This window comes from Marinicellulosiphila megalodicopiae, assembly GCF_045862395.1.
Taxonomy (GTDB): Bacteria; Pseudomonadota; Gammaproteobacteria; order Pseudomonadales; family Natronospirillaceae; genus Marinicellulosiphila; species Marinicellulosiphila megalodicopiae.
This window is the reverse complement of record NZ_AP023087.1, coordinates 3,056,578-3,078,188: the sequence shown is the minus strand read 5'-3', so window position 1 is coordinate 3,078,188 and position 21,611 is coordinate 3,056,578. Positions and strand designations below refer to the sequence as shown.

Annotated in this window: 17 protein-coding genes; 8 read left to right on the top strand and 9 right to left on the bottom strand. The window is 36.9% G+C overall.

Going from position 1 to position 21,611, the window contains the following annotated elements:
* The first annotated feature begins 122 nt into the window (after positions 1 to 122).
* Entirely contained in the window at positions 123 to 1,427 is a 1,305-nt protein-coding gene (locus TYM08_RS13255; RefSeq protein WP_422379625.1) for an ammonium transporter, read from the top strand.
* Between the two features lie 409 nt (positions 1,428 to 1,836).
* On the opposite strand, the gene TYM08_RS13250 is transcribed toward TYM08_RS13255, so the two are convergent.
* A complete protein-coding gene (locus tag TYM08_RS13250; protein ID WP_422379624.1) occupies positions 1,837 to 4,812 on the bottom strand; it encodes a PEP/pyruvate-binding domain-containing protein in 2,976 nt (991 codons plus the stop codon).
* Between the two features lie 297 nt (positions 4,813 to 5,109).
* Between TYM08_RS13250 and TYM08_RS13245 the strand changes: the two genes are divergently transcribed.
* Positions 5,110 to 7,728 carry a PKD domain-containing protein gene (locus tag TYM08_RS13245; RefSeq protein ID WP_422379623.1) on the top strand — a complete coding sequence of 873 codons (2,619 nt, stop codon included), beginning with the start codon at positions 5,110 to 5,112 and terminating at the stop codon, positions 7,726 to 7,728.
* Between the two features lie 178 nt (positions 7,729 to 7,906).
* On the opposite strand, the gene TYM08_RS13240 is transcribed toward TYM08_RS13245, so the two are convergent.
* Genes TYM08_RS13240 through TYM08_RS13230 form a run of 3 tightly spaced genes read right to left on the bottom strand, consistent with a single transcriptional unit; the run spans position 7,907 to position 11,124 of the window.
* Positions 7,907 to 8,389, bottom strand: a complete 483-nt coding sequence (locus TYM08_RS13240) for an FKBP-type peptidyl-prolyl cis-trans isomerase (RefSeq protein WP_422379622.1) — start codon at positions 8,387 to 8,389, stop codon at positions 7,907 to 7,909.
* An 8-nt stretch (positions 8,390 to 8,397) separates the two neighbouring features.
* Positions 8,398 to 9,432: a dihydroorotase gene (gene pyrC / locus TYM08_RS13235; RefSeq protein ID WP_422379621.1), complete on the bottom strand. Its 1,035-nt coding sequence runs from the start codon at positions 9,430 to 9,432 to the stop codon at positions 8,398 to 8,400.
* Positions 9,433 to 9,483: 51 nt separating this feature from the next.
* Positions 9,484 to 11,124, bottom strand: a complete 1,641-nt coding sequence (locus TYM08_RS13230) for an NAD(P)/FAD-dependent oxidoreductase (protein WP_422379620.1) — start codon at positions 11,122 to 11,124, stop codon at positions 9,484 to 9,486.
* A gap of 227 nt (positions 11,125 to 11,351) precedes the next feature.
* Between TYM08_RS13230 and TYM08_RS13225 the strand changes: the two genes are divergently transcribed.
* Both TYM08_RS13225 and TYM08_RS13220 read left to right on the top strand, forming a co-directional pair.
* Positions 11,352 to 11,633 (top strand): hypothetical protein, encoded by a 282-nt coding sequence (locus tag TYM08_RS13225; RefSeq protein WP_422379619.1) that lies wholly within the window; start codon positions 11,352 to 11,354, stop codon positions 11,631 to 11,633.
* Between the two features lie 195 nt (positions 11,634 to 11,828).
* On the top strand, positions 11,829 to 12,650 hold the full coding sequence (locus TYM08_RS13220) for a hypothetical protein (RefSeq protein WP_422379618.1): 822 nt from the start codon (positions 11,829 to 11,831) through the stop codon (positions 12,648 to 12,650).
* Positions 12,651 to 13,069: 419 nt separating this feature from the next.
* Here TYM08_RS13220 and TYM08_RS13215 read toward each other — a convergent pair whose 3' ends face one another.
* From TYM08_RS13215 to TYM08_RS13200, 4 genes are all read right to left on the bottom strand, one after another.
* Positions 13,070 to 13,903, bottom strand: a complete 834-nt coding sequence (locus tag TYM08_RS13215; RefSeq protein WP_422379617.1) for a mechanosensitive ion channel family protein — start codon at positions 13,901 to 13,903, stop codon at positions 13,070 to 13,072.
* Between the two features lie 173 nt (positions 13,904 to 14,076).
* Entirely contained in the window at positions 14,077 to 14,706 is a 630-nt protein-coding gene (locus TYM08_RS13210; RefSeq protein ID WP_422379616.1) for an SPOR domain-containing protein, read from the bottom strand.
* A gap of 56 nt (positions 14,707 to 14,762) precedes the next feature.
* Complete coding sequence (locus tag TYM08_RS13205) at positions 14,763 to 15,611, bottom strand: hypothetical protein (RefSeq protein WP_422379615.1); 849 nt, start codon at positions 15,609 to 15,611, stop codon at positions 14,763 to 14,765.
* Positions 15,612 to 15,613: 2 nt separating this feature from the next.
* Entirely contained in the window at positions 15,614 to 17,773 is a 2,160-nt protein-coding gene (locus TYM08_RS13200; protein WP_422379614.1) for a primosomal protein N', read from the bottom strand.
* A 170-nt stretch (positions 17,774 to 17,943) separates the two neighbouring features.
* Here TYM08_RS13200 and rpmE point away from each other — a divergent pair, with 170 nt between their 5' ends.
* Positions 17,944 to 18,153, top strand: a complete 210-nt coding sequence (gene rpmE / locus TYM08_RS13195; protein ID WP_422379613.1) for a 50S ribosomal protein L31 — start codon at positions 17,944 to 17,946, stop codon at positions 18,151 to 18,153.
* 202 nt (positions 18,154 to 18,355) lie between these two features.
* On the top strand, positions 18,356 to 18,796 hold the full coding sequence (locus TYM08_RS13190) for a hypothetical protein (RefSeq protein ID WP_422379612.1): 441 nt from the start codon (positions 18,356 to 18,358) through the stop codon (positions 18,794 to 18,796).
* Positions 18,797 to 19,093: 297 nt separating this feature from the next.
* On the opposite strand, the gene TYM08_RS13185 is transcribed toward TYM08_RS13190, so the two are convergent.
* Positions 19,094 to 19,456, bottom strand: a complete 363-nt coding sequence (locus TYM08_RS13185) for a hypothetical protein (RefSeq protein WP_422379611.1) — start codon at positions 19,454 to 19,456, stop codon at positions 19,094 to 19,096.
* A 731-nt stretch (positions 19,457 to 20,187) separates the two neighbouring features.
* On the opposite strand from TYM08_RS13185, the gene TYM08_RS13180 reads away from it, so the two are divergent.
* Both TYM08_RS13180 and TYM08_RS13175 read left to right on the top strand, forming a co-directional pair.
* Positions 20,188 to 20,718 carry an RNA polymerase sigma factor gene (locus tag TYM08_RS13180; protein WP_422379610.1) on the top strand — a complete coding sequence of 177 codons (531 nt, stop codon included), beginning with the start codon at positions 20,188 to 20,190 and terminating at the stop codon, positions 20,716 to 20,718.
* On the top strand, positions 20,706 to 21,413 hold the full coding sequence (locus tag TYM08_RS13175; RefSeq protein ID WP_422379609.1) for a hypothetical protein: 708 nt from the start codon (positions 20,706 to 20,708) through the stop codon (positions 21,411 to 21,413). The genes TYM08_RS13180 and TYM08_RS13175 overlap by 13 nt, the downstream gene beginning before the upstream one ends.
* Positions 21,414 to 21,611 lie beyond the last annotated feature (198 nt).

The window sequence follows — 21,611 nt, the reverse complement described above, 5'->3', positions numbered from 1 at the left end:
GTGCCTATAAGCTTATTTGGTGCGATGACTGCATCAGTTGTTGTATTCATTAGGGTTACAGATGGGTTAATTTGATAAATACTTGTGCATTTAAAATTAAGTGCACGCTTTTGGGGTTTGATATGAAGAAGATGAGTAAACAACTGTGGTTGTTAATGACATTAATGTGTACGCCGTTTGTATTGTTTGCAAGCGAAAGTGCTATTGATAAAGGCGATACCGCTTGGATTTTAACATCAACTGCATTGGTTTTGTTTATGACATTACCGGGTCTTTCGTTGTTTTATGCAGGGTTAGTAAGAAGTAAAAATGTGCTTTCAATTTTAATGCAGTGTTTTGCAATTGGTTGCGTAAGTTCACTTTTGTGGTTTGCCTTCGTGTACAGTAATGCTTTTTCAGAAGGTAACTGGTTTATTGGCGGATTCAGTAACGCGTTCTTTGCAGGTGTTGGTGAAACCCCTCATCCAAACGCACCGACGATTCCAGGTTCATTGTTTGCCCTTTTCCAAATGACTTTCGCAGTGATTACACCTGCCTTAATTATCGGTGCATTTGCAGAGCGTATGAAATTCTCATCGGTTTTGATCTTCTCTTCACTTTGGTTAATTGTTGTTTATGGTCCAATTTGTCATTGGGTTTGGGGTGGCGGATGGTTGTTCCAAATGGGTATGCTTGATTTTGCCGGCGGCTCAGTTGTCCATATAACTGCGGGTATTGCAGCATTAGTGACTGCATTAATGATTAAAAACCGTCATGGTTTTCCAAAAACACCAATGCCTCCACATAATTTAACCATGACGATTACTGGTGCGGGTATGTTATGGGTAGGTTGGTTTGGTTTTAACGGTGGGTCTGCTGTGTCTGCTGGCAATGGCGCGGCAATGGCAATGATCGTTACACATTTATCCGCAGCAGCTGGTTCATTAGCTTGGATGGTAATCGAATGGAAAAAATTCGGTAAGCCAAGTGTTTTAGGTATTGTGACAGGTATGGTTGCAGGTTTGGGTACTATTACTCCAGCGTCAGGTTCAGTAGGGCCAGCAGCTGCTATCGTAATTGGTTTGTCTGCAGGTGTAGTGTGTTTCTATGCGACACAATTAATTAAGCGTAAGTTCTTAATTGATGACTCGTTAGATGTATTTCCAGTTCACGGTGTAGGCGGAATCTTAGGTACGTTTGTTGTTGCTATATTTGCTTCTTCATCATTGGGTATTTTCTCTGGTTTTAGTGGTGGTGATTACTCGATGATTAATCAATTAGGTGTTCAAACTATTGGTATTATTTCAACCGCTGGATATACAGCGATTGCTACTTATATATTGATCAAAATTACAGGTTGGTTAACAGGTGGTATTCGAGTAACACCCGAGCAAGAACAAGAAGGTTTGGATTTGGCTTTACATGAAGAGTCAGGTTACAAGCTTTAAAAAGCGTTTTAAAGTCTATTGTTGAGGGTAGGTTTTATGACAATGGAACGGTTAGCAAGTGGGTCTGCTAGCCGTTCTACCTTCCAAGGAAAATTTCTCAATAGTCATTAAAATAATGCTTATAATTAATCTCACTGCTTCTTTAGTTAAATCAATACGCTCAGTTATAGTTCTTGTCTTTAAATATCGTAATCACATCGATAATCAAAAAATGGCAAATGCAAACCAATTTTTTTAAGAAATATTGTGGCAACTATTTGTAATAGAAAATCGAATACTCTGTATGGATGTGGTTTGTGATATTGCATTATCTGCATATTTTTCCCCTGCAGATTATCAAGTAGAGTTATTACTTCAGCAGCATTGCTTGATTAAGAAAATTACTAAAAGCTTTAATTTATCAACGATATTAAAACTCACGACAATCATCAGGAATATCCAACGACCCAAAATGGTAAGGCCTTGCCTGTTTAATAATCAATTTATCACTGTCATTTAAATATTTAAACTCCATCTCCATAGTGAAAAAACGTGATGTATCGTCAGGGTCAATAATCGGTTTAAAGTGATTTTGAATCGCATTTAATGAACAGGCTACGTCCTCAACTTCTTCTTCAGTTAATACCAAATCATCCGTTAAACTGCTGTTACTTTGATATCTTATTCTGGGTGGTCGATTAGAATTTATTAAAAAGATGAGCTGTTCACTAAATACTGAAGGTGAAGGGTTGGTGACACTGGCTTCACCAAATTGTGAGTTAATATAATATTGATCACCACGTGTGGGGTCTAAAATATTACGCGCAACTGCAACGCCATTTGCAATTTCATTGGGATAAGATTGATGCACTAATATTCCCATGGCAACAGCGCTTTGATCGATGTTGGCGTATTGTCGTTCTTCATAGGCGCGAACATTCCACAAGCTTGCCCACACTGTTTTAAGCGCATTTTCTATGGTTGCATCTTTGTCGCCAATTTGTGCACTTAATGAATGATAAAGTCCTGCGCCATTAAATTCTGCTAAATCTTCTGTGTTACTGCTTGAGCGAAATCTTACTTTTGACTCGCCGTATTTATTAAATACAATTTGTTCAACGTCAGTTAAAAAGGTTGAATCAACAGGGTAATTTAAAAGTATATTTTGAAGTTCTTTGAGTTTTAATGCACGTATTGCAGCATCATCTAAAAATTCAGCATCTAAAAATAAATCGTTTAAAAAATCCTGTGCACCACTGTTTATAAAATGTTGTTGGTAATAATAAATAGGAATAGCAAAGGCTTGTTCGGGGACATCAAAGTGAATATCAGTTCCACAACTTGTCACTGTGTTAAAGCTGTCCACATTATATAATTCTGCAAACTGTGCTGCTTTAGCGCCAATAGAAGGTAAATCAGAAAAGTTTGCATCGATTAAATCGGTCAGTTCGATATTTGTGAAATCCGTTCTTGGTGTCAAAATGGGTTTGTTTTGGTTTTTACTTTCCCAAAATAATTGTGCTTCAGCTAATTCAACTTGAGTAATGGTGTATCCGTCTGCTGAGACTTCAAAACGAACAAGTTGATTTAATAATGATTTAAACGGTTCTATGTTTGAAGCATTAGGTAAAGCTAAGTTAGGGGTTGATCGACTTTGGCTGAGTAAATTAACGTGTGCTAAAGGTGTTTGAAAACTCTCAGTAATCAGGCCACCTATAAATGCAATATTATTAGGCACGTCTTGGGTGATCACAATGTCTCTAAAATTAAGTGCAGTTGTTTGAAGCTCACTGGTTGGTATAAATTTTAACGTGCCGTAACTGATGCCACTGCTTAAGTTTTGTTGTTGTAAGTTAGCAAATGGCGCATTAGGGCTTAATATCGGTAGCTGTCCATCTACTAATTTTGCTTTTTCGATTTGCGTGTCATCTTGTACGCGCAACGACCAATCTAAAACGTCGATAAATCCAGAGGTAATATCAAAAAACACTGACTGCATTTGTGTGGCTGTAATGGCGTCACCATAGGTAAATTCAACCGCTTTCATATTGGCGTTACTGTGATTGGATAATGTGCCTAGATGATAATCTCTGTTTATCGCATTAAAATAATTTTCATAGGAAAATACACCCCAACCATAATTAAATAAATCATTATCACTTTCTAAACATCGATTCAATACTGGTTTTTTTTCAATGACTTCCCTTACAAAACTATAATGTAATGGCCAGTGTTCTGCGGATAAAAAGTGTTTACGATTATTATTTAAATCAATCACAAACTTAGCGGATGCAATATCTTGTTTGGAACCGCCAAGGGCTAATGTTTTAAAATCCGCTGGCGTATATAAACCACGAGCTCGAGTGGTGAGTGTGCGCTTCTCTAAAATATTGCATTGGTTTTCTAGGTTTTGTGTTGTGTTGGTACAAAATTGAAAGCTATGTTCATTATTTAGCTGTCTAGTTAATGCTGCATGATCAGGCCATGACATAAACGCGATTGTCTCAGTGTGATTAGTAATTGTGTTTGTTAACATTATTAATGCTTCACGATCTGGATGGTTGTTAATGTGATTCAATTGCGTATCAGTTAATGGTATGGAATACACATCCATTGAATTTAATACCACATTAGGCAGGGTTATTGTTAAATTAGTAAGGGTATTGATTTGAGGCGCATTAGGCGAGTCAGCTTTAATTGAAATTTGGTAATCAGATAAATTAACAGAGCTGGTTGAGAAATTTTTTACTTCAATAAAATTAGCAGGAAATAATGCCATTTCATTTATGGCCAAATCTAAAGGTAAAGTGAGTGGCCACAAAGTATTATCAAATGGCTCAAAAGTGACGGTTTCTTTTATGGGATTGAGATTAGATGATTCGCATTGACTAGGGTTTACTTTACTAGGTGTTGTATATCTGCATATTTCAAAACCCAGTGCAAAGCGCGCGTAAGCATGATCAGGATCTAGTGCAGGAATGTTAATAAGATCAATTAATAGTTTGTTTGCATCGTATAAATATAAGGTTTCACCTGACGAACTCAGTTTAAAAGGTAGGTGTCCTGTTTTATTTGATTTGTCAGCAATCATTACTATCACTTCATTAGGTTGTAACAATACGTCTTTATTGTTGCTTAAACTTAAGTATTCATCGGTTTTGTCTGCAATATAAAAATCAATTAAATTAATTTCAAAATCGCTTATGTTTTGAATTTCAATCCAGTCGGGTGTTTGTCCATCCACATCAACCAAAATTCCGTCATTTTTAGACACTGCTTCTGTGATGATTAAATCTCCAGGTTCAATTGTTATTCCAGTTTCAGTTTGAGGTGTCTTTTTTTCGACATCACAGGATGTAACAATAAATGAAAGTAATATAAATAAGAGAGGCGTGTAAAATTTCATAATGACGCTCGCAGTTGTACATAGTGTGTAAATCTGCGTATCTTATCATGAACTGATGGTTTTATGGTCAAATTGATGGTGGTAATGAGACACAATAGCGAGGGATTTAAACAATAAAATAAATGAATACAGAGGATTAACGATTTCATTACAAATTAACTACTATTAGGGTGTGGGGCGAATGTAGAAATGAGGCACAGGTAGATTAAAATATTTGTGTATGACGTATAATGTCTCATAACTATAAGGATTTTATAGTTGCACATTTTAAATCATGTTCAAACAAAGGGCTTTTTCATGAAAGTACAATTACCATTATTAAGTGGCTGTCTTATATTATTAAGTAGCTGCCTTACCGATCTCGATTCTAACAATGATTCAGCTGAGTCTTGTTCAGAACAGTCCAGAACATCTTTTACATTTAATGAAACTGAGCCAGGTGTATTTTTATTTGATGCCAGTGAAAGTAATGATGTAGATATAGAAAACTGTGAAACAACAGATGTAGAAACGTATTTTTGGACATTTGGTGATGGCGTGGTTTTAAATGCTCAATCTAGCCAGATTGCCCATAGATTTCCAGAATTAAGCGCCACGCAAAGTTATGAAGTGACATTAAATACTTATAATGGTGAAGGCGTTGTTGCACATTTAGTAACGGTCCCTGCTTTTGAGGCTGTGTGTGATGATCAACTTGATTTTGAATTCAAAGCAGTAGGCACTCAAATAGAATATTCAATGATGCCATTAAGTTGCGTCGGTGAATTAAATGATTCGCAAGTAACTTGGTCATTTGGTGATACGAATACAGCACAGGGTGACGTGGTTGAACATACTTATTTAGATGGGGGTATTTTTGAAGTTGAATTGAGTGTGGATACTCCAGATTATCAATCTTCAATTACTAAGACAATCATTGTCGAAAATTCAATGGCTGAGCTTTGTGAGCCAAAAGAAGACATAATGCTCACAACTGTTGTCACTAACAATGTAGTGAATTTTGAAATCACAAATATTCAAGATAATGAATCATGTGATTCTATTGATCTATATAATTATGTTTGGAGCTTTGGTGATGGTGTCGAAATTATTACTGATATTCCTTCTGTAGAGCATGAGTATGCTGCAAATAATGAAAGCGTAATGGATTATACTGTCTCATTAATGATTGCAAATTCTAGTTTTTCAAATACTGTTACGGATCTTAAAATATATCCAAACATCGATTCTTGTATCACTGATTACGATTTAGTGATTGAGCCTTTAGATACATTTATGACCTATGGTTTTTTTGTATTTAGCCATGCGTGTGTAGACTTAGTAGATGGGCAAAGTGCTACTTGGAATTTTGGTGATAATACTGTTGGTGATGATTGGGAAACGTATCATGAGTATACAGAAATTGGCGAATATGTAGTGACACTATCTTTCCTAGATATTAATGGTAAATCGTATACTCAACAGAGAACCATTACGATTGCAGATGAAGGCATACCTGTTATTACCATAGCTGTAGAGCCTGTATTAGGGGCTGAAAATGTATATGATTTTTCAGTTAATTCGAGTTTAAGTAATAAAAGTGATGTGTCATATCTTTGGGATTTTGGTAATGGTAAAACGTCTACCGATTCTAATCCCGTTATGTTTTTTGAATCCCCTAATGCCTATGATGTCACGTTAACGTCTACTTATAAGGACTTTGAAGTAAAAGATACTATTATTGTTCAAACTCAGTTTGACTATTGTGACTTTCCTAGACTTCTTTCACCAGATTTTGAAGTGGTTGAGCGTAGTGGTCGTGAACAATACGGGCGAGAAGTGACGTTGTTGATTCGAAACAACGAATGTGTTTCTCAAGGGGTTACATGGGATTTTGGTGATGGTGAAACGCTTACTACACATTTAAATGAGGTTACTCATACTTACACTGATGCTGGTATATATCATGCATCAGTGAACAATGGTGTTTATAATGCTTCAATCATAATTGATATACGATCTATGCCTGCTATTAACTTTACAGTTGATGAAGTGAAAGACACTCAAAGTGTTGAATTAACTGCCAATGCTTATCGATCTATAAATGATTTAATTCTTGATTCTTTTCCTAGTCTAGCGACTGAAACATTCAGTACAACATGGTCTGTGTTAGCGCATGACTTGGTGATAACTGGAGACGTATTTGATTTTAATTTTGATGACTTTAGTGTTGATCAAGTTGTTGTTCAAATGAAAATCGAATCCGATATTAATGATGACGAAATTGTTAAAACCTACACAATTGATAAAAGTGAAGATTTAAATTGTACATCATTAGAAGACTCACAATTAAATGTAAAAGATATCGATAAAACGACCGTTACTTTTGAGTTAGAAATGACAAATGATTGCGATTCTATTGTTAACTATCAGTGGGCTTTAGGTTCTGAAGTTGTGTTTACAACGGATTATGAAGTAACAGCGTCCTATGCTCGTGAGCAGGTTTATACCGTTACCGTTTATGTGCCATCAATTAATCAAACAAAAATTATGAATTTTTTAATTGCTTTTGATTATGTACAAGAAGGTGAAAATGAAATAGTAGTTGAAGCGATAGTTAATGACTTAACTGTAGAAACTAATTTATATTTTTATGGTAATGATCAGGTGCAAATTATTGATAACCGAGATCAAGATCGACAAATATTAGATACGCCACAATGGGATCAAGAATTATCAATCTCGCATAATGGTGAAACCATAGCGTCTCCTGAGTATGGTGTGTTCTGGAATCTGCCTCCTTATGTATTTTATGAAGGGAAGTCCATAACGCATACTTTTGAATCCTATGGCCGTTATTATTATAGCTTGCAGGTGTTGGAAGAAACTGAGAAGTTTGCAGTTTGGTTGCCATTAGATGTTGTTGAATCTAATTAGCTTTTTTAATACAAAAATAAAAAAGCGCATTGGAATTTAATCCAATGCGCTTTTTTTTGGTTTTAATTTTGAGCATAAAAAAAGCGCAAAGGAAAAATCCAATACGCTTTAATGTTACCGACTAATCATTAATTTAGGACGCTAATAATAAATACTAGTGAATGTCCTAATTTCATATTTAGTGCTGGTGACCGCCTTCACCGTGAATGTGCTTGTGCGCTAACTCTTCTTCAGTTGCTTCGCGAACCGTTTCAACCGTACCAGAAAAATGTAAGTTTCTGCCTGCCATTGGGTGGTTGCCATCAACAGTAATATCATCGCCTTCTATTTCAGTAACTGTGAAGTGTGCAACTTGGTCGCCGTTTTGAGCAGTAAACATCATGCCAACTTCTAAGTCTTCTACGCCTTGTAATTGTTCACGTGTTACTGAGTGAATTAATTCAGGGTTGATGTCGCCGTATCCGTCTTTTGCATCAATTGATACTTCAAATGCTGCGCCAGCTTCTAAACCTTCTAATGCGTTTTCTAAACCAGGTACGATGTTAGCCGCGCCGTGAAGGTAGGCTAAAGGTGCTTGACCTTCAGATGTATCAACGACTTCACCTTCGTCATTTTTTAATGTGTAGTGGAATGCTACTGCACTGTTGTTTGCAATTTTCATCTTGTCTCTCATTTCACAAGCCAATGAATGTCTTCACCAGATTTTATAGGTACAACTTGATCATCACCAAGAGGTAAGGTATTAGGTGTCGTCCAGCTTTGTTTTGTTAATGTCACTTTGTCTGAGTTAGGATTTAATCCATAAAACAATGGGCCATTTAAACTTGCGAACGCTTCTAATTTGTCTAATGCGTTATTGGCATCAAATACTTCCGCGTATAATTCTAATGAAGCATGAGCAGTGTAAGAGCCAGCACAACCACAGGCTGCTTCTTTTTTGTCTTTTGAGTGGGGGGCGCTGTCAGTGCCTAAAAAGAATTTTTGATCACCGGATGTCGCAGCTTTTACTAATGCATCTTGATGAATGTTTCTTTTTAAAATAGGTAGACAGTAATAATGTGGGCGAATGCCACCTGCTAACATGTGATTACGGTTAAACATTAAATGATGTGCGGTAATAGTAGCGGCGACATTTTCGTTTTGTGCGTTAACAAAATCTACCGAATCTTTAGTGGTGATGTGCTCTAACACAACTTTTAAATTTGGGAAGTCTTTAATTAACGGGCTTAATACCTGTTCTAAAAACAACGCTTCACGATCAAAAATATCAATGTGGCTGTCTGTGATTTCGCCGTGTACTAATAATTTCATACCGACTTCTTGCATGGCTTTTAATGCAGGGTAAATCAGTTTGACATCTGTTACACCAGAGTCTGAGTTTGTAGTCGCGCCAGCAGGATACAATTTAGCGGCAACAATTTTGCCTGTCGCGTATGCTTTTTTGATTTCTTCAGGGCTGGTTTTGTTTGTTAAATACAACACCATTAAGGGCTCGAAGTTTGAACCTTCTGGGATATGAGATTTGATACGATCATAATACGCTAATGTGTTTTCAGTATTGGTCGCAGGTGGCACAAGGTTCGGCATAATAATCGCACGACCCATATAGCGGCTCACATCTTTAGTGGTATCTTTTAATGCCTGTCCATCACGTAAATGAATGTGCCAGTCATCGGGACGAGTAATGCTTATTGTATCTGTCATAAAATTATCTTTTAAAAGTTTTTAAAATGAGTTTTTAATGTGTTTGGCAAATTACTGTTCTGAAATTTGTTTTAACATGCTTAATGCCATTGCCTCAGCAACACGAATACCATCAACGCCAGCTGATAAAATCCCACCAGCATAACCTGCACCTTCACCCGCTGGGTACAAGCCTTTAGTATTGATGCTTTGGTAAGTGTCATCACGCTTTATGCAAAGCGGTGAAGACGTTCTGGTTTCTGCTGCGGTTAACACTGCATCTTTTCGACCAAAGCCTTTAATTTTTTTATCAAAAGCAGGAATCGCTTCACGAATCGCTTCATTAGCAAAGTCCGGTAACAATACTGATAAATCAGTCAAGGTCACACCCGGCTGATAACTAGGTGTCACGTCGCCTAATTCTGTAGATGGTTTCTTATTTAAATAATCGCCTACTAACTGTACGGGTGCATTGTAGTTTTCTCCACCCAAAACATAAGCTGCTTTTTCAATTCTACGTTGTAATTCAATACCTGCTAACGGATCACCTGGGTAATCTTTTGCAGGTTCAATGCCCACAACAATGGCCGCGTTTGCGTTGCGCTCATTTCGTGAATATTGGCTCATGCCGTTACTCACTACATGGCCTTCTTCGGAAGTGGCTGCCACCACCGTGCCGCCTGGACACATACAAAAACTGTATACGCTTCGGCCGTTTTTACAATGGTGCACTAATTTGTAATCCGCAGCACCTAAACGTTCGTTACCAGCATTTGTGCCAAAGCGTTCTTTGTCGATCATGCTTTGAGGATGTTCAATTCGAAAGCCTACTGAAAACGGTTTGGCTTCCATGTAGATATTTTGTTTTTGCAATTGCTCAAAGGTGTCACGTGCAGAATGGCCCACGGCTAACGCAATATGGTTAGACATAATCGTTTGGCCGCCTTGTGAATCTGAACCTCTAAGTCTGACGCCTTTAACCGCATCGCCATCCATTACAAATTCTTCAACGTGGCTGTCAAAACGAATTTCACCGCCCAAATCAATAATGGTTTGGCGCATGTTTTGAATCATTTTGACAAGTTTGAATGTACCAATATGCGGTTTGCTGATGGTGAGAATTTCTTCAGGCGCGCCTGCTTGTACAAATTCGTTTAATACTTTTCTGCCGTAATGCTTACGGTCTTTAATTTGGCTGTAAAGTTTACCATCAGAAAACGTACCTGCGCCGCCTTCGCCAAACTGTACGTTTGAGTCAACATGTAATTTACGGTTACGCCATAAATCCCATGTGTCTTTGGTGCGGCGTTTCACGTCTTTACCACGCTCTAAAATAATTGGGTTAAACCCCATTTGCGCTAAGATCAAACCAATAAATAATCCACAAGGGCCAAAACCGATCACAATCGGGCGGTCAGTATGTGTGGTTTGTTCTGTTGGTAATTCACCCACAAATTGATACGTGGTATCAGGCGTGGCTTTAATATTTTGGTTGCCCGCAAAGCGTTCAAGCAATTCAGTATTAGATAATGTGTCCACATCTAATGTGTAAATCATTTTGATTTGTTCGCGTTTACGCGCGTCATAGCCGCTTTTAAATACGCTAAAAGACAATAAATCTTCTTCATTGATATTAAGAAGAGTTAAAACAGCTTGTTGAAGATCATCGTCTGTATGATCTAGAGGTAAAATAACTTGCGTTAGGCGCAGCATGGTTTGAATTCGGCTTGTTCAAAAAAGGGCGCATTTTACGCTATTTTGTAAAAAAGGTCATGGCCAAAAGCGTGTTTCTTTGTATGTAAAAAGCAAAATAGACTTTTCAGTAATGATCGATCAAATTTCCCGTGTGATCTGGTTGTTGAACAGACACACTAGTTGAAAAGTTTTGTTTTGCGTCTAAGTACCCATAATATGGCTGATTTATATGTGAGGTTTTTTGCATGACGTTTCCAAAACTGAATTTGATTTATGTTGTTGGTGCACTTATCGCTTTTCTTTGTTGGTATATAGCTAAAACTGTCCCTATTTTTATCGCTGGAACATGGATTATCTGCATCTTTTTATTGTTTGGTTGCCCTTGGTTTTTGCTATTGAGACGTGAATATAAAAAAGAAATGGAGCAAAAATATAAGCAATACATACTTGAGAAGCGCTCTAAATTGCCTAAAAATAAATCTTGGGCAGAATATCAAAAAGCAGAAAAACGTAAACATTTAGATTAAAACATCTTTTTATCTGTGAAAGATTTCATTGCATAACCGCTAAATATTGAGCCCGTTAGGTTCAATTGTTTGCATAGTACCGCTGTATTTAACTAATAAACGTGCATTTAATTGAATATTGTAAGATATTCAAAGATTCCTTAATGCTACTGAATGTAATAAAATCTTGGCTTAACCAAATAATGATGAGTGGAAATGAAAAAATTAGGAGTGAGATTGCCATTAATGGTGATTATAAGTCTGTGTTCGACCTTGGCAATGTCTAAAGCAGTTGAAAAATCAGGTAGATGGTTTGGTTATTGGGGCTGGAATGCCGGCCAGTACACAAAAAGTGACATCCACTTTACTGGCGATAATTACGATTTTACTTTAAACGATGTCATCGCAAATGATCGCCAAAGCCCATTTAGCTTCTATAATTATTTTCAGCCTAATCGCATTACGATTCCACAAACCAATTTTAAAATCGGTTACTTTTTTGATGAACATTACTCAGTAAGTGTCGGAGTGGACCATATGAAATATGTCATGGATGCGGGTCAAACTGTAAAAATAAATGGCAATATTACAAATAGCGGCACTGTGTATGATGGTATTTATGACAACCAAGATATTGTTTTAGATCCAGAATTTTTAAAATATGAGCATACTGATGGACTTAACTATTTAAACAGTGAACATAATTATTCAAATCAGTGGTTCACTAAATCGATTACAGAAAAAATGAATGTCACGACACATTGGTTGGTTGGAATGGGTGGTGGCGTATTAATGCCAAAAACAAATGTGACGTTACTAAATAACCCACGACATGATGATTTTCATTTTTCAGGTTTAGGAGTGAATGTAAAAGCTGGGTTAAATGTGTTTGTAGGTCAGCATTTTTTTGTGCAATCTGAATTAAAAACTGGATATATCAATATGTGGGACATTCGTACCACTATTGATGAGTCAGACAAAGCCTCTCAACAATTCATGTTTATGCAGGCTAATATATTATTAGGTTGGATGATTTAATTTATTGTCACTATTCAGTTCACACTAAAATTTGCACTGATCTGCGTTAAAAAATGATCAAAAGTTTGTCTGGAACAAACTTTAACGACGGATAGTCGGCCTGAAGGGCGAAGTACAGGATGTTCTGAGTATTTACACATGTAAATTCACATTTTTCGCCTTGTTCAGTACAAATTTGATCGCTACAGGGATGTAGCTTATTAGGGCAATGCAGGAGCATATTGCCGATCGCAACCTGAACAGTTACGAATGTTGCTGAGTTGCTGAATAGTTACATATTATTTCGATTCGTGTTTGAAAAGGGCTTTGTGCCCTTTTTTTGTGGGTGGCTGTTTTCGTAGGTCGTTCTTTATGTCGTCAAACTCAATACAAAAAAATGCCCACAACTAAGTGGGCATGTTTATATCTAGCTTTTAATATTAACTGTCTTGCGCAATCATATGTATGTCGCGTTGTGGGAATGGAATAGTTAGACCCGCATCTTCAATTGCTGCTTTTAATAATGGGCGCGCATCAAAATAGAACGACCAATAGTCTTCAGTTTTAACAAATCCACGAACCATAAAATCAACTGAACTGCTGCCTAAATCCACAACAGCAACGACATTACCTTCGTCTTGTATTATGCGCGGATCGTTTTTTAACACGTTTTCCATTGCCGTTTTGCCTTTTGCAATGTCATCAGAATACGCAATACCAATGCTGATTTCTACGGCGCGTACTGGGCTTGCTGTAAAGTTTGTGATGTTGCCATTAGCAATTGGGCCATTTGGAATAATTAATATGCGCTTATCAAAGGTTCTTAAAGTGGTGACAAAAATTCCGATATCTGTAACTTCACCTTCTGCGCCCTGTGCTTCGATGTAGTCACCGACTTTAAAAGGACGAAAAATCAAAATCATCACGCCGCCAGAAAAGTTAGACAAACTGCCTTGTAATGCTAAGCCTACTGCTAAACCCGCTGCACCTAATACCGCTACAAAAGACGTAGTTTGAATGCCAACCATAGAAGCGACACTGATTACTAATAATACTTTTAAAACAATCTCAAAAATATTCGATAAAAAATTCGCTAATGTTTCATCAGGTAATCCTTTTGAGGTGGACTTTCGTACAACATCACTTAAACGGCCGATGATCCATAAACCTACCACTAAAACAATAATAGCTAATACAACTTTACCACCATAAATAGTGGACAACTCCATAAGTTTGTCGAGTTGGTTTTGAAATTGAACTTTGATTGAATCCATTTTGAAGCCTTTTTTATGGGTTAATTAAACACTTGTGAATCATAGCTTAATTTTATTACAAATTTAATGGGCAGAATAAGTCTTAAAAATATTTGGAGTGTAAAAGGATACTGAAAGATAGTGTGGCTATCGTAGGAAAAAAAGGGTGGAAGCACGACAGCCAATTTTAAATGTTACTTGCAATTTATTGCGCATTTTTTAAGTGGCGTTAAATTAAATTGATTGGTAATAACCGCTTTTGCTCGAGATATTTTAATTTCACTGGCATAGGGGCCAACTTGAACACGATGCCAGCCATTAGAGCTTTCAATTGTGGTTTCAGGTAATCCACCTAAAATAAATTCAGCTCGTAATTTATTGGCATCATCAATATTTTTAAAAGATGCAGCTTGTAATACATATTGTTTTTTTGCGGCATTAATGGCTTTTATGTCCAAGGGCTTAGCTTCAGGCACCACCACTTCTTGATCTTTTAGAGTTTTGTAAAAATCAAATGCATCTTTTACTTGTTCGGTTTCTTCTTTAATTTCTTTGATTTCTTCTATTTTTTTTGTGATTGCTTCAACGTCACTTTCTTTAATTGCGTCTTTGATGCTGTTTTTTACATCATTGAGAATCTGGTCATTTTTTTGTGATTTTAAATTGACGCTGTCGTGGTCTATGGGCTCCACTTTTACATTGCTTAAATAGACTAAAGCTGAAACGAATGTGATGATCACTGTGGTTGAAAATATCCATACCCATCGTGGAACACGAGAGGGTTTTGCTTCGGTGTTGCGTCTTGGGGCGTAATCTTTTGCCACTTTTAATGTTGCCTCTTATGGTTACAGTTGCATCTATAGTTACAGTTGCATCGATGTTAGATGGAGCGAAAGGATCGCTCAAATTCAAAAAGCGCGTATAGTAACTTATATGGTTTGAAAAAGGTGCATGCATTTAGGCATTCTATTTCAAAATTGAGAAAAAGTTTGTGAATATCAGACTTTTCAACCCTTATTTGGTTTTGCTTGTCTTGTAATAATTGTTTGGATAACTGCTCAAGTTTCACCTTTGGGTTTAATATCGTTGTGCTGGTGAGTAACTCGTATTTTATTTTTAAAGGCGTGCTTGGATTAGGTTTGTCGCGTTTATCTAAATAATTGTGTGACAACAATGACAACGCTAACGCACTAGGTGGTATGTTTTGCCACCATAAATCATCTTGTTGTAACCAGCTTGAAAGCGGTTGTTTGATGTTTTGTTGTAAGCCCATCGCATGGATGATTTGATCGGTTTGTAATGAGTGATTTGGAAAATCAGTATCAGTGTGAGGTGTGACACTTAATAAATACTCAGACATCCATGAGTGAATCCAAGTGTTTGCATCTGTTAATCGCGTGCTTAATGTGTCGTTTTGACGATAAACAAACGCGTCGTGTTCAAATGCGTTTTGCCAACTTTGAATCAAACTGAATATGCTTGAATTAGACGGCTCTATGTTAAATATCAGTGTTGCTGAAAAATCCGATTCTTTATTTATGGATACATTGTCTATTGTAGAAAGATGATGAATCCAAACATTAAGCACTTCAGCATTGTTATATTGAATAAATAAACCCAGCTGTGTTTTGTGTGCACGAATGGATTTGCAAAAATGTTTTAAGGATTGATTTTCATGTGATACCGATAAGATAAATGCTTGGTATATAGTCTTTAATAGGGTTTTCATAATTACAACTCGTTAGGGTCCACATCAATAAACCAACGCACTTTGCTTTGTTTTTGCAATGCGTTTTGTAAAATGGTGATGGCCATGTGCAACTGCGAGCGATGCTGACTTTTAAGTACCAAATGAAACCGATAGCGATTGGCCAGCTTTGCCATAAACGCAGGCATCGGCCCAATGCAGTCTACCTGTGGTGGTAACGGTATTTGCTTTAATGCAATGAGTGCGCTTTCTGCGGTGTAAGCATATTGGTGATCTGCCTGAATTAATGCGCTGAAATTAAACGGCGGCAATAACATGTCGTGGCGTGCATCTAAAAGCTGTTGAGCGTAAAACTCATATTGGTTGTTTTCAATCGCCTGAAATAAAGGGTGAGTAGGATGATAGGTCTGTATCAACACTTCGCCTAAATCTTTAGCGCGACCACTTCTGCCAGCCACTTGGGTCAATAACTGTAAGGTGCGTTCTTCGCCTTTAAAGTCGGCACTGAATAATCCTGAGTCACAATCTAACACGCCCACTAAGGTCACTTGATCAAAATGATGCCCTTTTGCCAGCATTTGTGTGCCAATAATAATGCAGGGCTCACCGTTTGAAATGATCTCTAGCTGAGTCTTAAGCGCGTCTTTGGTTTGGGTGCTGTCTTTGTCTAAACGAATAATATGGGTATTAGGAAAGTGCGTTTCTAAATACATTTCGCTGCGAACCGTACCGTTACCAATAGCCGTTAGGCTGTGTGACGAGCAAGACTTACATTGGCGTAATATGGGTTGAGACTGATTGCAGTGATGACAAATGAGCTGGTTTTTATGTAGCGTTAAACGCGCGTCGCATTGATGACACACCGCTTGCCAGCCACATTCTGTACACATCACAGTAGGGGCAAAACCACGGCGATTTAAAAACAATAATACTTGTTTGTTGTGTTCTAAATGCTGTTGAATTCTTGAGTGAAGCGGCTGACTGATGCCATCAACGGGCTCGTGTTGTTTTAAATTCACCATTTCAATAAACGGCATTTGCGCATTGGCGGCACGTTGGGTTAATCGATGTAATACAAATCGATTATTTAGCGCGTTGTGCAATGACTCTAACGACGGCGTTGCGCTTGCCAATACCACGGGAATATTTTGTTTTTGTGCGCGCACAATCGCCACGTCTCGACCATGATATCGCAACGTGTCGTTTTGTTTGTAAGCGCCGTCGTGTTCTTCATCGACAATGATCAAACCTAAATCAGGTAGGGTGCAAAACACACTAGAGCGAGTACCCAAAACAATACGCGCGTCACCTGATCTAGCATCTAACCAAGCGTCATTACGTTGCGTGTCGTTTAACCCAGAGTGTAATAACGCAAAGGTAGTATCAAAACGGGCTTTTAAGCGCTTAATGGTTTGGTCGATTAGACTGATTTCAGGTACTAAAATTAACACCTGTTTGTTTTGGTCCAGCACCTGTTGCATCAATTGCAAAAACACTTCGGTTTTACCAGAACCTGTGACACCAAATATTAAATGGCACTGAAACCCAGCATCTAACGCAATGTTGTCTAAAACCGTTTGTTGTTCAGTATTCAATTCAAGGGCGTTGGGATCAGTAGCCTGATTATGCAAAATTGGGATGGGTAAGTCGGTTTTAACCACCAAGCCCTGTTTGATTAATGTATTGCGTGACGAGGGCGACAACTCTAACGAGGTGGCTTGTTTACTACTAATCGCCGCTTGCGAATTAAGCTGGCTTAACCAAGCTTGTTGTTTGGGTTTTTTGGCTAACTGATTAGGGTGAACTAATTTTCCTTTATCAGTTAACTGCGTCACCGATACCGTCGATTTTTGTGCGGGATTGTCGCCGCGCAGGCCTTTTGGGAGCATTAAAGACAGACATTCGCCCAAACGGTAGTGGTAATATTGCGAAACCCAGCGAGCCAATTCAAGCATGTCGGCGCTTAAAGCGGGAGTCGTATCGAGTACTTTGGTGACCGGTTTGACCTTTTTAGGGTCAAAATCAATCTCATTTTTGCAACACAACACAATGCCTACCAACTGCTTTGCATTAAAGGGAACTAAAACGCGAGTGCCTGCATCTAAAGGCTCATCGGTGCTAAGCTGATAGGTGAATGGCGTGTTCACTCGAACGGGTAAGGCAACTTCTACAAACAATGTCATCTTTTGTTGTGTCTTTTTTAATCTCTGGTATGATGTGCGCCCTTCAAACTTCGCTTTTTGTTGATGCTCTTTAATAAGAGTAAAAACGGCGAAATCCCTGTGCGGTATTGATGTTCTTAACCAGCATCTTTGGCGGCACGTAAAACGTATAAACGGTAAGGTATTAAACCATGAAAAAAGATATTCACCCAAATTATGTTGAAATGAATGCATCATGCTCTTGTGGCAACGTTGTAAAAACTTTCTCTACTAAAGGCGGCGACATGACATTGGACGTATGTTCATCTTGTCACCCTTTCTACACTGGTAAGCAAAAAACAGCAGATGTTGGCGGTCGTATCGACAAGTTCAACAAACGTTTCAACCGCGCTGCAAAATAAACCAGTTTTTTGGTTTACTAAAAAAAGCCTGCATTTATGCGGGCTTTTTTGTGGGTGAAAAGTGAGTGTTAAGAGTAAAATACGATAATTGTTGGCTGATAAAAAGCATGGGAAGTAAGTCGATCTTTATTATGTATGTCAAAGTAGCCGCTTACTATTTTATCTATGTCTAAATAAATGAAATTACACAATAGGATTTAAAATGAATGAAAAAATAATGAAAGTTTTATATAAGTATGATGCTCATTTTTTACTGCTTATTGCATTTTTTACAATGCTTCTGTCAGCTCAAGGTAATCCTTTATTTGCAAGGATTGTCGGTTGGGTTTCCAATGCGGATGTGAGTTTTGCAAGCACATTAGCGAATTATCGTGGAAAAGATACGACTTATTATTTTAGTTTGGGTGATGGAGAGTTGTATACTTATTTTATTCTTGCTTTTCTAGCTGTTATCTCTTCATTGTTTTACTGTGCGTTTTATATTTTGTTATTTGTATATAAATATGTTTTTGAATCAAAAGATATAAATTTTCATTCATTACGTTTGTTTGGGGGGTTGGTGTTTTTTTTGGTTGCACTTAAACTAGATAAATCCTATCTAATACTTAATATTATTACTTTAAATTATTTTGGAGTGTACTGAAATTGGTATGTTAGTGGATCAAACCGACACGGATGTTCTGTTATTAGATACAACGACGATTCATGCTAGAAAAACCGTTGAGTTTTCGGTTGGGTGAATAAAATTTTGTGGGTTGTCGTTTACGGCAACACAGTAATATTAGTTTTGTTTGCGTAAACGCCAACCCACGTTTTAAATGCTTTTTTAAAGTTTTAATAAATTCTGATCATTATATGAGTGATTTTAATCTTCAATTATTCTAAATATAGAAAGTCGAGAAAGACCACTGTTTCCAGTGACCTTTGAAAATATCCAGCGTTAATTCAAGCGTTTAAGCCACTTTAACAATGGTCGGTCTAATACTTTTCTATGATCTCTTACATCAATTAAATAATTGTCAGCCTCTCCACCATCACTCGGATTATTGATAACTTTGACGGTTGCATGTGTGAATAACATTCCAGTATCAATCAACATAGGTGTCATTGAGCCGCCTCCACCGAGCAATAACACTTTTCCAGAATAATCGCTTAGTTTATCAGTGTACGTGCGCTCTCCAGTGAATGCGCAGTTAATATCGATGTGATGTTGTACGCTAGCTAAATGGCCAAAGGTGTCATAATCTTTATAAAATAATTCGATATCCATATATTTGAAATCTGATAAATCTTCTTCTGCCAATCCAAATACGTATTGAGTACTATAAGCATTTTTACCTAAAAACCCTGGTACACCTAATATAGTCAGTGTGTTTGTTGGTTAGCCCTGCAAAAAAAGATCTACATGCCCAATTATTTTGATTAGCAACACTTCAATTCCAACTGTTTGTTTCAATATTTTTGTGTTAATTCATTAATAATTTACGGTACAATTTTTCGAATATAATAAAATTTACATTGTACCGACCAAGTGCGAGCTTTATACGCCTACTACTTTTAATAATTCGTACCGCTAAAAATATCAATTCTTGATTGTTTTTATTCTTCGTCTTTTCGTTTTTTTCGTTCGGAGAATCGGGTCCTAATAATCCATTTTGACCAATCCAACGCAAAACACCTCTAAAAGTGAACCTCCCTTTTGATCACGATATCAAATGTCGATGTCTATTTTAATCTCGATTCATAGGATCGCCTTCAGGCTGTCAATCAAATGTGGGTGACGGCTTAACTTCAAAAAATCATTTTTATAGCCAATTTTGGATCCGACCCCAGTATTACACGACCCCAATATTATATTTATGTCCCTTCTGTCTTGTATTAATTGAAGGCACGATTACGATTCTTAATTATGTTAATATTTATTTTTTGTAAAATTTGAAAATGATTGGAATCGGTACATTTTAATTTAAAAAATGCATCCAATCACATGATTGAATCGTCTGTAGTATTTGTGTTAATTATTAGGTGAAAAGTATGATGTCAAAGAAGGAAAAGCAAATAATGGGGTATTTGTTAGGTCGATGTGCGTTGAAGGATCAAGAGGCATTCGAGCAATTATATAGTTTATGCAGCGCCAATTTGTACGGGTTATTATTTAAAATGCTTAAAAATAATGACGATAGTAATGAGGTGCTACAACAAGTATTTGAAAAAATATGGCGTATGGCTCCTGGCCTTACTTCTGAAATTGAATATCCATGGGCATGGTTATGTCAGGTAACTAGAAATTTAGCCATCGACTCTATTAGAGCTAAAGCCAGACAAAAACTTGAATTTCAAGAAAATGTTCCAGAAGTAAAGGATACTCATAATAACTTTTCATACGAGCCAAAGTTAGATGAGTGCATTTCAACTTTAAATTCACAACAAAAAATAGCCATAACTAAAATTTATCAATTTGGATACACCCAAAGTGAACTGGCCACCCATTTAGATGCCCCACTTGGTACAGTTAAAAGTTGGATTCGTCGTGGATTGGAGGCTTTAAAAATATGTCTATCTTGAATCGATACAAACAAGAAAATGTAATTGAGCATTTAGCGAGTCATTATGTGCTAGGGGGGTTAACTGCATTGGTTAGATCTCGTGTAGAGGTGTTGGCTAAACAATCTCCAGAATTACAGCAACAAATTAATATGTGGCAACTTAGGTTTGAAGGTATGAATCATGCAAAGGCTATATCGCCACCTGAATTTGTTTGGAAGAAAATAAAAAATAATGTGCTAACTAATCAGTATAAATCAAAGGGTAGTTTATCCACAATTATCAACTCTTTTTGGCGCACTGCTGCGGTGACATTTTCCCTTGTTCTTACCTTAATTATTCTGATTCCTAATCAAGATGTAACTACACCAGTACTTGGATATACAGCAGCAATGCATGGAGTTAATGATCAAGAAATTCAGTTTATTGTTAATGTTTATAAAGATAATGACGCGGATAATACGTTTATTAAATTGTTAATGAATCAGAGAAAAACAAATATAGAAATCAGTGGCGTATTATGGAGTAAATCATTTGGCAGTGAGGAATTGGTTCAGTTAGGGGCAGTGAAAACATTAATTGAGCAAAATATATTAACTAAAGAACAATGGACATTAATTAAGCAAAGTGAGTCTTTAATTATAACTAGAGATGATTCAATATTAAGTGAGCGTATATATGAAGGCGTTTGTGTTCAATTAGGGGATTGGGGCTGATAAAAAGTCGATTTAAAATAAAAATGGGTATCAAGGAAAAAATATCCATTTTTATTGCATCCAATAATCAAGTTGAGTCGTTTGTATATAGGAATGCTTTATAAATTTATAAATATCTGAAAAATATTTCTAAATATGAGATTCCTTTAAAATTGATGACTATTTATTTGATGAATAAATAAAAAAATTTCACAATAT

Excerpts from the sequence above, each read along its gene's own strand:
- TYM08_RS13175 (WP_422379609.1), top strand. The coding sequence starts at position 20,706 with ATGTCTATCTTGAATCGATACAAACAAGAAAATGTAATTGAGCATTTA.
- TYM08_RS13245 (WP_422379623.1), top strand. The coding sequence starts at position 5,110 with ATGAAAGTACAATTACCATTATTAAGTGGCTGTCTTATATTATTAAGT.
- pyrC (WP_422379621.1), bottom strand. The coding sequence starts at position 9,432 with ATGACAGATACAATAAGCATTACTCGTCCCGATGACTGGCACATTCAT.
- TYM08_RS13205 (WP_422379615.1), bottom strand. The coding sequence starts at position 15,611 with ATGAAAACCCTATTAAAGACTATATACCAAGCATTTATCTTATCGGTA.
- TYM08_RS13180 (WP_422379610.1), top strand. The coding sequence starts at position 20,188 with ATGATGTCAAAGAAGGAAAAGCAAATAATGGGGTATTTGTTAGGTCGA.
- TYM08_RS13190 (WP_422379612.1), top strand. The coding sequence starts at position 18,356 with ATGAATGAAAAAATAATGAAAGTTTTATATAAGTATGATGCTCATTTT.
- TYM08_RS13230 (WP_422379620.1), bottom strand. The coding sequence starts at position 11,124 with ATGCTGCGCCTAACGCAAGTTATTTTACCTCTAGATCATACAGACGAT.
- TYM08_RS13200 (WP_422379614.1), bottom strand. The coding sequence starts at position 17,773 with ATGACATTGTTTGTAGAAGTTGCCTTACCCGTTCGAGTGAACACGCCA.
- TYM08_RS13240 (WP_422379622.1), bottom strand. The coding sequence starts at position 8,389 with ATGAAAATTGCAAACAACAGTGCAGTAGCATTCCACTACACATTAAAA.
- rpmE (WP_422379613.1), top strand. The coding sequence starts at position 17,944 with ATGAAAAAAGATATTCACCCAAATTATGTTGAAATGAATGCATCATGC.
- TYM08_RS13250 (WP_422379624.1), bottom strand. The coding sequence starts at position 4,812 with ATGAAATTTTACACGCCTCTCTTATTTATATTACTTTCATTTATTGTT.
- TYM08_RS13220 (WP_422379618.1), top strand. The coding sequence starts at position 11,829 with ATGAAAAAATTAGGAGTGAGATTGCCATTAATGGTGATTATAAGTCTG.
- TYM08_RS13225 (WP_422379619.1), top strand. The coding sequence starts at position 11,352 with ATGACGTTTCCAAAACTGAATTTGATTTATGTTGTTGGTGCACTTATC.
- TYM08_RS13215 (WP_422379617.1), bottom strand. The coding sequence starts at position 13,903 with ATGGATTCAATCAAAGTTCAATTTCAAAACCAACTCGACAAACTTATG.
- TYM08_RS13255 (WP_422379625.1), top strand. The coding sequence starts at position 123 with ATGAAGAAGATGAGTAAACAACTGTGGTTGTTAATGACATTAATGTGT.